General features: G+C 64.8%; 1 protein-coding gene. It reads right to left on the minus strand.

Annotation, left to right across the window (positions count from 1 at the left end):
- Window positions 1-9 precede the first annotated feature (9 nt).
- Window positions 10-13,920, minus strand: a complete 13,911-nt coding sequence (locus tag AC3ZU9_RS19095) for a non-ribosomal peptide synthase/polyketide synthase (RefSeq protein WP_490091181.1) — start codon at window positions 13,918-13,920, stop codon at window positions 10-12.
- Between the last annotated feature and the right edge of the window lie 5 nt (window positions 13,921-13,925).

Consider the following 13,925-nt stretch of genomic DNA (forward strand, 5'->3'; position numbering starts at 1 on the left):
GGGCCGTCTTCAGGAATTCGGTTTGTTCTTGAGCTTGCCCAGCAATGTCTCGAGGGACTTCTGATTGAGCGCCTTGGCCAACGGGAAGTCGGACGGCATCAGCGCACCGGCCTGGGGATCGAGGCAGTGTTCGAGCAGCGCTTGCAGGTGCTTGAGCAGTTGCGCAGGCAGGTCGCGGTCAGCGACCGGGTTGGCGCTGTGCCAATGCAGGTTCAGCACGCCATCCTCCAGCCATGCCACCACTTCGCGGGCATGGCTGACGCGGTTAACCAGAGCCACCTCCGACGGCGCCGCCAGCGAGCTGGCACGTAACCAACCTGGCGAGGTCTGCTCGTGGCCCAGGTAGTTGAACAGCACATCACCGCTTCCTGCCGGCAAGTCGCCCCGCAGGCGCAGCAAGCCGTGCCCAAGGCCCTGGCCGGGGACGCCGCGCAGGGCTTCCTTGGCTTGACGCACCCAGTCGCTGACGGCGCCACGGGCGTTGACGCGCAGCGGGAACAGGGTGGTGAACCAGCCCACGGTGCGGCTGACATCCAAGCCCTCAAAGCCGGCATCGCGGCCATGACGCTCAAGGTCGACGACGATGTCCTGGCGCTGTTCGGCTTGCGCCAGGGTGGCAACCAGAGCAGCGATCAGCAGCTCTTCCGGCTGGGTGCGGTAGGCGGCGTGGGACTCGGTCAGCCATTGGTGCGTACGCGTGGCATCCCAACGGGCCGACAGGGTCTGACGCTCGGCGATCGTGGCCTGGGGGCGCGGATTTGTCGCGACCTGACTGGCCCAATAACACTGCTCCGCGGCGACTTTGCCGGCGTGCGTATGCATGTGCTCGGCCCATTGGCGATAGGACGTGGTTTTCGCCGGCAGGCTAGCCGGTGTGCCGTTTTCCAGCGCCGCATACAGCTGCTGGAAATCTTCCAGCAGCGGCGCCCAGGACACAGCGTCGATCACCAGGTGATGGGCAACCAGGTACAGGCGTTGCGGCGCGCCGTCGAGCAAGGCGGCGGCGAACAACGGGCCATGTTGCAAGTCCAGGCTCTGCGCGACGTGCTGCAGCTGTCCCACGTCCGTGGCTAGCGTCAGCCGGGCCGGTTCGACGGCTGCGATATGGGCTTGCCATTGACCGTCCACTTCGATGAAACGCAGGCGTAATGCATCGTGATGGGCGATCAGTCGATCCAGGGTGGCCTGGACCAGCGCCGGTTGCAGCACGCGGTCGCTGTCCGCCAGCACCGATTGGTTCCAGTAGGCGGGCTGCGGTTGCTGCTGATCGAAGAACCACTGGTGCAGCGGCATCAACGGCATCGCACCGCTGACGTCTCCTTGCTCGGCCACCGCCAGCAACGGTGTGATCACCAGCGCCAGGCCCGAAGGTGTCTGGGCGCGGAACAGGTCTTTGGGCGTCAGGGCATAACCCTGGTCGCGCAGTTGCGAAATCAGCTTCAAACCGAGAATTGAATCGCCGCCCAAGGCGAAGAAACTGTCGGCCGTACCGACCACACGCCCACCGGTGAGGCCGTCGCCGAGCACGTCGCTGAACAGCTGGCAGACCAGGCTTTCCAAGGCGTTACGAGGGGCGACTGGTGCATGTTGGGACGGCGGCAGTGGCAACGCGGCCAGGGCTTTGCGGTCGAGCTTGCCGTTGGTGGTCAGGGGCAGGCTCGGCACTTCGACCCACACCGCCGGCACCATATAGGCCGGTAATTCTGCACTGAGGGCCGCGCCCAACTCTGATTGCGGCGCATTGCTGCTGTAGAACGCCACCAGACGATTGTCGATCACCAGCGTGCACGCGCCAGTGATGCCCGGCTGACTCAGCAGGGCGGCATCGACCTCGCCGAGCTCGATACGTTGGCCGCGCAGCTTGACCTGATGGTCGAGGCGGCCGAGGTAATCGATATTACCGTCAGCCAGGAAGCGGCAACGATCGCCGGTGCGATACAGGCGCTCACCGTTGACCATCAGGAAGCGCTCGGCAGTCAGGTCGGCGCGCTTCAAGTAACCCCGGGCCACGCCGACGCCGCCGATGTACAGCTCGCCGATGCTGCCAATCGGCAGCGGTTGCTGGGCATCATCGAGGATATGCAGGCGCAGGTTGGCGATAGGCTTGCCGATTGGTACGAGCGTGTCGTTGACCGAACAACGCCATACCGACACGTCGATGGCCGCTTCGGTTGGGCCATACAGATTGACCAGCGCGGCCGGGTGCTGGGACATGAACCGCTGCACCAGATCCACCGGCAACGCCTCGCCGCTGGCAAACACCTGGCGCAGGCTGCGGCAGTTGACCAGGCTCGGCTCTTCGACGAAGACCCGCAGCATCGACGGTACGAAATGCAGGGTGGTGACCTGTTCCTGCTGGATCAACTGGCTCAGGTAGGCCGGGTCGCGATGGCCGTCCGGGCGCGCAACCACGAGGGTTGCGCCGGTGATCAGCGGCCAGAAGAATTCCCATACCGACACGTCGAAGCTGTACGGGGTCTTTTGCAGCACGCGGTCATCCGGGCCAATCGGGAACGCGTCCTGCATCCAATGCAGGCGGTTCATCAGGGCGCCGTGTTCGTTCATCACGCCTTTGGGCTGGCCGGTGGAACCGGAGGTGTAGAGCACGTAGGCCAGATCGCTGGCCTCCACGCTCAGTGGCTCGCCGTTTGCAGCCGCGGGCAGCGTTTCCAGGGTCCAGGCGGTATGCCCGACGGGCAAATGTGACAGCCATTGCGGTTGCGTCAGCGTCACCTGGGCCTCGGCGTCGGCAATCAGGAACGCCAAACGTGCAGCCGGCAACTCAGGATCCAGCGGCAGCCAGGCAGCACCGGCATGCACCACACCGAGCAAGGCCACGACCATGTCCACCGAGCGCTCCATGCACACCGGCACAATCGACTCGCGACCGATGCCCGCCGCACGCAAGGCGCGGGCGACGCGTTGGGCGCGCTGGTCCAGCTCGGCGTAGCTCAGGCGCTGGCCTTCAAACACCAGCGCCAGAGCGTTGGGCGTCAGGGCGGCTTGCTGGCTCAGCGCCGTGTGCAAGTTCGTCGGGCCGGAATAATGACGCTCGGTGGCATTCCACCGAGCAAGTTGCGCGTGGTCCTGCTGCTGCGGGAACAACTCGACCAGTGCACGCTCCGGCGCGGCGATCAACGCATCCAGGAGCGCACACCACTGCGCGCTCCAGCGCTGCATCGTAGCGGCGCTGAACAATGCCTTCTGATATTCCAGCGCCAGGGTCATGTCGCTGCCGTCGTCGTGGACTTCCCAGCTTTGCTCGAACTTGGCGTCAATGGCTGGCAGGGGCTGTTCTGTGAGGTCCAGGCCCGGCCATTGGCGGCTGTCCATGCGGCCGTGGTTGAGGGAGAACAGCACTTGGAACAACGGTGTGCGGTTCAAGTCGCGTCGCTGGGTGATGGCGCCGACCAGCGTGGCGAACGGCAGGTCGGCGTGGGCCTGAGCGGTGCGCAGGTCAGCCTCCAGGGCCGCCAGCAAGGCCGACGCCGGGGCCTGTTGATCGACCTCGCAGCGGATCACCAATGTGTTGACCAGGCAGGCCAGCAGCGCCTGGGTTTGCGGCTGGTCGCGCTGATCGGACGGGGTACCCAGGCGAATATCGCACTGGCCGCTGTAACGGGCGAGCAGGGCGCTCAACGCACTCGCCAGCACCACATACGGCGTGGTGCCTCGTAAGCGGGCAAATTGGCGGATCGCGGCTGAGCGTTTGGTGCCCAGGCTGATGTGCAGTTGCCCGGCACGCCGATCAGCTTCAGCTGCACGGGGTTGGTCCAGGGGCAGGTCGAGTGAGTAATCGTCCGCGCCCAGATGATTTTTCCAGTAATCCAGGCTGGCCTGGCGACGGGCCTGGGTCTGCGGGTGTTGTTGCCACAGGGCGAAATCAACGTAGTCGAGGTCCAGTGGTGCCCAGTCGGGTGCCTGCCCGTCCCGTCCGGCACGGTAGGCCTGCGCCAATTCGTCGATCAGCAACTGCATGGCCCAGCCATCGGTGGCGCTGTGGTGCAGGCACAGCAGCAAGCGGTTTTCGTCACTGCCCTGACGTTGCAGCAACTGGGCACGCCACGGTGCGGCAGTGGCCAGGTCGAACGGGGCCATCAAGTCGGCTTCGGCGCGGCTGCACGCGGTCTCCCAGTCATCGGTGGCGACCGAGTTCACACGCAGCGCCGGGCCTTGCGGATCAATCAGCAACTGCGCTTCGCCAGCGATCTCAACGATGCGGCTGCGCAGCACCAGATGGCGTTCGCTGACCTGGTCGAAGGCGCGGCGCAAGGCGGGCAGGTCCAGCGCGCCCTTCAAGGTCAGGGCGAACGGCATGTGGTACTCGCGGGAGTCCGGTACCAGACGGCTGAGCATCCAGAAGCGGTGTTGCGCCAGGCCCAGCGGCAAGGCTGCCGGACGCGGTTGTGCCGTGAACTCCTCACTTGGCAAGGCGTCGCGCAAGTGTTCGGCCAATGCCGCCACCGTCGGGTGGGCGAACACCAGCGCCAATGGCAATGTAACGCCCAGGCGTTCACGCACTTGGGCGACCAAGCGCGTGGCCAGCAGGGAATGACCACCAAGGTGGAAGAAGTGGTCGTCGAGGCCTACCAACGGGCACGCCAGGACGTCGCTGAATAGTTCGCAGAGCAGCTTTTGCGTAGGCGTGTACGGTGCCCGATGGGGCTTTTCGCGGCTTGCATCGGGCAGGTTGATGGCAGCGAGCGCTTTGCGGTCGAGCTTGCCGTTGCTGTTGAGCGGCAGGTGGTCGAGTCGCACCAGCAGGCCCGGCAGCATGTGCGTGGGCAAGTGGTCGCCAAGGCCGGCGCGCAGGGTCGCTTCATCCGCATCGCCACTCCAGAAACTCACCAGGCGCTGGTCCAGCAGCAGAGTGGCGGCGTCGCGCACGTTTGGCTGGGCCAGCAGGGCGGCATCGATCTCGCCGAGTTCGATACGTTGGCCGCGCAGCTTGACCTGATGGTCGAGGCGGCCGAGGTAATCGATATTACCGTCAGCCAGGAAGCGGCAACGATCGCCGGTGCGATACAGGCGCTCACCGTTGACCATCAGGAAGCGCTCGGCAGTCAGGTCGGCGCGCTTCAAGTAACCCCGGGCCACGCCGACGCCGCCGATGTACAGCTCGCCGATGCTGCCAATCGGCAGCGGTTGCTGGGCATCATCGAGGATATGCAGGCGCAGGTTGGCGATAGGCTTGCCGATTGGTACGAGCGTGTCGTTGACCGAACAACGCCATACCGACACGTCGATGGCCGCTTCGGTTGGGCCATACAGATTGACCAGCGCGGCCGGGTGCTGGGACATGAACCGCTGCACCAGATCCACCGGCAACGCCTCGCCGCTGGCAAACACCTGGCGCAGGCTGCGGCAGTTGACCAGGCTCGGCTCTTCGACGAAGACCCGCAGCATCGACGGTACGAAATGCAGGGTGGTGACCTGTTCCTGCTGGATCAACTGGCTCAGGTAGGCCGGGTCGCGATGGCCGTCCGGGCGCGCAACCACGAGGGTTGCGCCGGTGATCAGCGGCCAGAAGAATTCCCATACCGACACGTCGAAGCTGTACGGGGTCTTTTGCAGCACGCGGTCATCCGGGCCAATCGGGAACGCGTCCTGCATCCAATGCAGGCGGTTCATCAGGGCGCCGTGTTCGTTCATCACGCCTTTGGGCTGGCCGGTGGAACCGGAGGTGTAGAGCACGTAGGCCAGATCGCTGGCCTCCACGCTCAGTGGCTCGCCGTTTGCAGCCGCGGGCAGCGTTTCCAGGGTCCAGGCGGTATGCCCGACGGGCAAATGTGACAGCCATTGCGGTTGCGTCAGCGTCACCTGGGCCTCGGCGTCGGCAATCAGGAACGCCAAACGTGCAGCCGGCAACTCAGGATCCAGCGGCAGCCAGGCAGCACCGGCATGCACCACACCGAGCAAGGCCACGACCATGTCCACCGAGCGCTCCATGCACACCGGCACAATCGACTCGCGACCGATGCCCGCCGCACGCAAGGCGCGGGCGACGCGTTGGGCGCGCTGGTCCAGCTCGGCGTAGCTCAGGCGCTGGCCTTCAAACACCAGCGCCGGCGCGTTGGGTGTCAGCGCGGCTTGCTGGCTCAGGGCTGTACGCAGGTCTTGCGGGCCAGGGTAATGACGCTCAGTGGTGTTCCACGCCAACTGTTGTTGACGCTCTGCGACGGCCAACGGCGACCAGTCAGTCAAACGCGTCTGTGGCGCTTCCAGCATGCTTTCCAGCAGGGCTTGCCATTGCGCCAGCCAACGCTCGGCGGTGGCCTGGGTAAACAGTGCGCTGCGGTATTCAAGCAATACCGACAACACCTCGCCGTCATGCACTTCCCAGTTCAGGTCGAACTTGGTGGCGTCGGCCGTCACCGCACGTTCGCTCACCTGCAACTGCGGCCACTGGCTGGCACCGGTGTTGGCGTTCTGCATCACGAACAGCACTTGGAACAACGGTGTCTGGCCAAGGCTGCGTTCCGGTGCCAGGTGTTCGACCACCTGATCGAACGGCACGTCCTGATGCTGTTGCGCATCCAGAACGGTGTTGCGCACCTGATCGAGCAGACCGATGAAGTCCAGGCCCGGCGCCAGGTCGGCGCGCATCACCAAGGTGTTGACGAAGCACCCGATCAGCGGTTGCAACTCGGCCAATGGCCGCTGGGCCACCGGGCTGCCGAAACGCACATCGCGCTGGTTGGCGTAGCGCCCCAGCAGCAGTTGCGCGGCGCTGAGCAGCAGCATGTACAGCGTGGCGCCACGTTGCTGGGCAAACTGGCGCAAACGACCGCTCAGTTCTGCGGGCAACTGCAGTTGGACGGAACCGGCACGCGGGTCAAGGACGTGCGGGCGTGGCTGGTCGGTGGGCAGTTCCAGTTGGTAACTGCCGTCTTCCAGCTGAGTGCGCCAGTAGGCCAATTGGCTGTCGAACAGCGCTTGCTGGGCAGACTCGCGCTGCCAGAGCGCGTAATCCGGGTATTGCAACGCCAGCGCCGGCAGGTGGGCGGCGTGGCCCTGGCAGTCGGCGCTGTAGCACTGGGCCAATTCGTCGAGCAGGTTTTGTGTGGAAGCATCGTCTGTCGCGCAGTGATGCAAGGTAAGGACCAACAATGCCTGGCGGTTGCGCTGAAGCAACGCGGCGCGCATCGGCACCTCGTGCGCCAGGTCAAAGCGCTGCGCGGTAGCGGCCTGGATCGCGGCGTCGGTCAGTTGCTGCCAGCGTTCATCGCTGACAGCATCCCACTGCGCCACCGCCAATGTCAGTTCACCCTGCGGCTCAATCACCAACGCCAGCTCGCCGTCGGCTTCACGCAGGATGCGACTGCGCAGGATTTCGTGACGTTGGATCACGGTGTTCAACGCTGATTGCAACGCCTGGACATTCAACTCACCGTCGAACTGCACGGCGCTGACGACGTTGTATTCGCTGGCGCCACTCAGTTGTTCGAGGAACCACAGGCGCTGTTGTTCGAACGACAACGGCAAGCGCGCCGGGCGAGTCATGGGGACGAACGTCGCGGCAGGTGCTTGCAGCGGTTGCGCCAATAGCGCCGCCAAAGCCTGCAAGGTGGGGTGTTCAAACACCGCGCGCAGCGGCGGCACCGTGGAAAATTGCTGACGCAGGCGGGCAAACAGCACTGCCGCGAGCAACGAATGGCCACCCAGGTAAAAGAATTGGCTGTCTCGCCCAATGGCGCCCAACGGCACATTCAATAGCTCTGCCCACAAGGCCGCGAGCTGGCGTTCGGCGTCGGTGCGCGGCGGGTCTTCGGCGTTCGGTTCAGCCTGGATATCTGGTGCGGGCAGGGCCTTGCGATTGAGTTTGCCGTTGTCGGTCAGCGGCAGTTCGTCCAGCACCACAAACGCCGACGGCACCATGTAGTCGGGCAGGGCGGCGCCAAGGCGGTTACGCCAGGCATTCATATCGGCCGGTTGATCACAGGTGACGTACGCCACCAGGCGCTTGTCGCCCTGTACGTCTTCACGGGCCAGTACCACCGCCTGGCGCACGCCGGGTTGTGCGCCGATCAAGGCTTCGATCTCGCCCAGCTCGACGCGGAAACCGCGGATTTTCACCTGGTGGTCCATGCGCCCGAGGTATTCCAGCTGGCCGTCCGGCAGCCAGCGCACCAGGTCACCGGACTTGTACATGCGCGCCTGCGGCAGTGGCGAGAACGGGTCGTTGATAAACACTTTGGCGGTTTGTTCGGCGCGGTTGAGGTAACCCAGGGTCACCCCGGCGCCGCCGATATGCAGCTCGCCAGGCACACCCACCGGCATCGGATTCAAGAACGCATCCAGCACATAGGTGCGTACGTTGGCGATTGGCCGGCCAATGATCGGCCGTTGCGGGAAGTCGTCCACCGCGCATCCGGTGGCGTCCACGGTGCACTCGGTTGGGCCGTAGGTATTGAAGAAACGGCTGCCGCTGATCGACGGCAAACGCTGCCACAGTTGCGCGTCCACCGCATCACCGCCAAACAGCACGAAGCGCGGCAGGTAGGTTTCACCACGGCGCACGCCGTCGGTTTCGAGCAGGCTTTTAAGCTGCGCCGGGGTGCATTCGAACGCGTCCAGTCGGGTTTCCTGGAAGAACTGCGCCAGTGCCGCAGGGTCGTAGCGCACGTCTTCCGGCGTCAGGTACAGGCTGTGGCCGTCGAGCAGCAGAATCAATTCCGCCACCGAGCTATCAAAGGCGAACGAATAGTTGAAGCTGGTGCGCATCGGCTGGTCGGTGTAGCGGCGATACAGGCCATGGATCCGCGCCCAGGCCAGGTTGACCACCGACGTGTGGGTGACCAGGGTGCCCTTGGGCTTACCCGTGGAGCCCGAGGTGTACATGATGTAGGCCAGGTCATCCGGGCCGGCCAATGCTGCGGGGTTGCTCTCAGGCTGAGCGGCCAATAGCGCGGCATCGGCGTCCAGGCGCAGGCGCGGTAAGTCGCCGCCCAACTGTTCAAGCAGGCCCTGCTGGCCGAGGAACAGCGCGGGTTGCGCATCTTCGAGCATGTAGGCCAAGCGTTCGGCCGGGTAGCCAGGGTCCAGCGGCACATAGGCGCCACCGGCCTTCAGGATGCCCAACAGGCCGATCAACAACTCCAGGGAACGCTCCACACACAACGCCACCGGGCAATTGGCGACCACCCCTTGGGCGCGTAGGTAATGTGCGACCTGGTTGGCACGGCGATTCAGTTCGGCGTAGCTCAGGCGCTGGCCTTCAAAGCACAACGCATCGCGCTGCGGCGTGCGTTCGGCCTGCTGTTCAAACAACTGGGCGAACGTCAGGTGCTGCGGCACGTCCATTTCGGTGCGGTTCCACTCGACCACGGTGCGCTGCCATTCAGCCGGCATCAGCAGCGGCAAGGCGGCGACCGGGCGTTGCGGCTCGGCGAGCATCTGTTGCAGCAGGTGTTCCAGGCGCGCGAGCGTCTGGCGGGCGCTGTCCTGGGTGAACAGGTCAAGGGCGAACATCAGCTCCAGCTGAATCGGCGCATTGGCCGGGCACAGCACGTGCAGGTCCAGGTCGCACTCGGAGTGCTTGAGCGGCGTGTCCAGGGCTTCGAAGGCCAGCCCCGGGAATTGCAGGCGGGACTCCATGGCCAATTGCTGCGCGACCATCACTTGATACAGCGGCGCATGGCTGAGGCTGCGCGGCAGTTGCAGGCTGTCGACCAGTTGTTCGAAGGGCAGGTCCTGATGCTGCAGGCCTTCGCGCAGCCGCGTGGCGACCTGGCTGACCACGGCGCTGAAATCCGCCTGGGCGGTGAAGTCGGCACGGATCGCCAGGTTGTTGAGCAAGATCCCCAACAGACCTTCGGTGCCCGGTTGCTCGCGGTGAGTGACCGGTGTACCGATCAACACCGTGGCATCGCCGCTCAAGCGGTGCATCAGCACGGCAAAGCCCGCGAACACCACGCTGAACGGCGTGGTGCCGAGGCGGCTGGCCAGCGCCTGCACGCGGCCACTCAAGTCGGCACTCAGCTCGCGTTGTACCAGGCCGGCGAGATAGCTCTGCACCGAGGGCCGAGGATGGTCGGTGGGCAACGCCAGCAGCGGGCTGGCGTCCTGGTCGCGACGGTCGAGGGTGCGGGTCCAGTAATCCAGTTGGCGCTTGAGTTCGGCGCCTTGCAGATGGTCACGCTGCCACAGGGCGAAATCGGCGTATTGCAGCGGCAACGCCGCTAATTGCGCCGCGTTGCCGTTGCAACGGGCCTCGTAACCCAAGGCCAGCTCACGCAGGGCGATGGTCGCCGACCAGGCGTCGGAGACCAGGTGATGCAGGGCGATGCCCAGCACGTGTTCGCCCGGTGCCACTTTGAGCAGGCGGGCGCGCAGCAGCGGTGGCTCGGTCAGGTCGAAGGGCTGTTCAAAGGTGGCTTGCAGCGCCGTGAATTGCGCGCCTTCACGGGCGGTTGCGCCCAGGCCGGACAGGTCTTCAAACGGCAGTGCAACTTCCAGTGCGTCGCTGATGTGCTGGCTCGGCACGCCATCCACGCTGCGGATACCGGTGCGCAGGATCTCGTGGCGCGCGAGCAAATCATTCAGGCTGGCGTTCAGCGCCGGGACGTTGAGTTCACCCTTGAGGTGCAGGGCAAACGGGATATTGAACAACGTGGTGCCTGGGGTCAGTTGTTCGATAAACCACAGGCGTTGTTGCGAGAACGACAACGGCAGCAGGGCAGGGCGCGCCTTGGCGTGCGGCGTGTCGAGGGCGACGGCTTGCGGTGCAGCCGCTTGCGCTTCGCGTTCGGCGATAGCCACGGCCAGCAGGGCGACGGTCGGCTGTTCGAACAGCACGCGCAGCGGCAGGTCGAGTTTGAACTGGCTGCGTAGGCGCGCGACGATCTGGGTGGCCAGCAGCGAGTGGCCGCCGAGGGTGAAGAAATTGTCTTCCACGCCGACACTGTCGCGTCCGAGTACGTCGGCCCACACCTTGGCGATGGTGGCTTCGTGTTCGTTGCGCGGCGCAAGGCTTTCCCGGGTATCGGCCTGCCAGTTCAGTTGCAGCGCGGCCAAGGCTTTGCGGTCGACTTTGCCGTTGTTGTTCAGGGGCAAGCGTTCCAGGCATTCGAACGCGGCCGGGACCATGTAAGGCGGCAGTTGTGCGCGCAGGTGTTCACTCAGGCCGGTGCTGCCCAGCGTGTCGTCGTGGGCTGACCAATAGGCCACGAGCCAGGCTTCGCCCGCGCTGTTCTCGCGCAGCAATACCGCGGCTTCACGCACGTTCGGGTGCTGGGCCAGTCGGTGTTCGATTTCGGTCAGTTCGATGCGGTGGCCACGCAATTTCACTTGCTGGTCGCGACGGCCGAGGTACTCGATCACGCCGTCGGCGCACCAGCGGCCGAGGTCGCCGGTGCGGTACAGACGACCGTCGATCTGTGGGTGCTGGATGAATGCCTCGGTGGTGCGCTGCGGGTCGTGCAGGTAACCACGGCCGACGCCGACGCCACCGACGCAGATTTCCCCAGCCACGCCGATTGGCACCGGGCGCAGGGCCTCATCGAGCACATACAGGCGGTTGTTGGCCGTGGGTTGGCCTATGGGCATATGGCTGACGTTGGCGTGCGGCGCCTGGGTAATCGGCTGGAACGCCACGTCGTCGGCGCACTCGGCTGGGCCGTAGGCGTTCATCAGCGCGATGTCCGGGAAGCGTGCGAACCAGTCGCGCGCCACGGTCGGCGGCAGCGCCTCGCCAGTCGGTAGTACCCAGCGCAGGTCAGGCAACTGAAGGTCGCACGGGCACAGCGCAAGCAGCGTGCGCATCAGGCTCGGGACGATTTCCAGTACGTTGAGGCGTTCGCTGGCCAGCACTTGCAGCAGGCGTTGCGGATCGTGGGCCACTTCGTCCGGCAGAATATGCACGGTGGCGCCCAACACCGGCGCCGCGAGAAATTGCCACACGGAAATATCGAAGGCCACCGAGGCGGTCTGTGGAATACGGTCATTGGCGCTCAGCCCCAGGGCCGGGACTTTACCGAAGATGTTATTGAGCATGCCGCGCTGTTCGATCATCACGCCCTTGGGCGTACCGGTCGAGCCCGAAGTGAACAGCACGTAGGCCAGGCTGTCCGGGCCGCCGGCCAGCGTGAATGGCGCGTCGTTGGGCGTGTTCCAGGCGGCTTCGGCGAACAGGGCCGTAGGCGCGTGCTCGAGGCCGCTGAGCAGTGGGTCGAGCAGGCCACGGCACTCTTCACTCGCCACCAGCAGCGGGGCGCGGGACAGGTTGAGGATCTCGCGCAGACGCTCAGGCGGGTGGTTGACCTCCAGCGGCAGCATCGCGGCGCCGGCCTTGAACACGGCAATCATGCTGGTCAATAACGCCAGGCCACGGGGGGCGACCAGCGCGACCAATTGATCGGCACCCGCACCGGCTGTGCGCAGGGCCTGGGCCAGGCGCGTGGCACGCAAGTCGAGCTCGGCATAGGTCAGGGATTCACCGGCGCAGATCGCGGCAATTTGATCGCCACGCTCGGCGACCTGGGCGGCAAACAGCTCGGCGTAGCTTTTATGCAGCGGGAAATCGTGGGGGTTGAGTGCCCACTCGCCAAGCAATTGCTGGCGCTCGTCGGCGGCCAGCAGCTCGAAGCTGCCCAGCGGCGCTTCAGGCGCGGCGAGCATGCCGCGTACCAGGCTGGCCAAGTGGCCGAGCAGGCGCTGCACCGTATCCGCTTCAAAACGCTCGCGGTCGTAGGACACGCGAATGCCGAGTTGCTCGCCGGGCAGGATCACCACGGTCAAGCCATAGTGGGTGTGCACACTGTGGTCCATTCCGTCGAGGCTGAACTCAAAACCGCCGTCCAGAATCTGTTCATCGATCGGCGCGTTTTCAAACACCAGAATGCTGTCGAACAGCGTTTCGCCACGGGGGAAATCGCTCCAGCCCTGGATATCGGTCAGCGGCGTGTGCTCGAAGTCGCGCATCTCGACGTTCAGCCCCTGCAACGCCGTGAGCCAGTCACCCAAGGTCGCCTGCGGGTCGACGCTGACCCGCAGTGGCAGGGTGTTGATGAACAGGCCAATCATCTCGGCGACGCCGGTCAACTCAGCGGGCCGCCCCGCCACGGTGACGCCGAAGACCACGTCACGCTGGCCGCTGTAGCGCGACAACAACAGGGACCAGACGCCCTGGAAGAAGGTATTGGGAGTGATCCGGCGGTGACGGCAAAAAGCGGCCAAGGCCTGGGTGTCGTCTTCGCTCAGATGGATCAACTGGTCGGCCACCCGCACCGCGTCGGTGTAGCGGTCGCGGCTTACGCCGTTGTCCACGGTCAGCGGCGTGGGGGCGTTGAGCCCCTGCAATTGGCCGCGCCAGAACTGCTCAGCCTTGCCCGCATCCTGGCGTTGCAGCCATTGAATGTAGTCCCGAAATGGGCGTGGGCTTTTGATCTGTGGCGTACGGTCGTTGCACAGTGCTTCGTAGACCTTGAGAAAGTCCACGGTCACCAGGGAAATACACCAGGCGTCCATCAGAATGTGATGGAAACTGCGGATGAACTCATAGGACTCATCCGCCAGGCGCACCAGGCGGAAGCGAATCAAGGGTGGCTTGGACAGGTTGAAGCCGATTTTCTGCTCGTTTTCGAGCAGGCTGCGAATCCGCGCCTCCTGCTCATGGTGAGCCAGGCCGCGCAGATCGAGGGTGTCCAGCGGCACCTTGACCTCGCGGTGGATCACCTGCACCGGTTGCTTCTGGGTTTTCCACTGGAAGCTGGCGCGTAGCGACGGGTGCAGCGCCACCACCTGGCGCCAGGACTCAAGGAATGCGCCTTCATCAATGGCCCCACCGATGCGGTAGCGATCCTGCATCAAATACACGCCGGAGTCTTCATGCAGCAGGGAATGGAACAGCATCCCTTGTTGCAGCGGTGACAGCGGGTAAACATCTTCGATCGGATTGCTGGTGGTCTTTTCGGTGGTCATTCAAA

The organism is Pseudomonas sp. A39 (genome assembly GCF_058145955.1).

Coding starts and splice junctions, on each gene's coding strand:
- AC3ZU9_RS19095 (WP_490091181.1), bottom strand. CDS start 13,920: ATGACCACCGAAAAGACCACCAGCAATCCGATCGAAGATGTTTACCCG.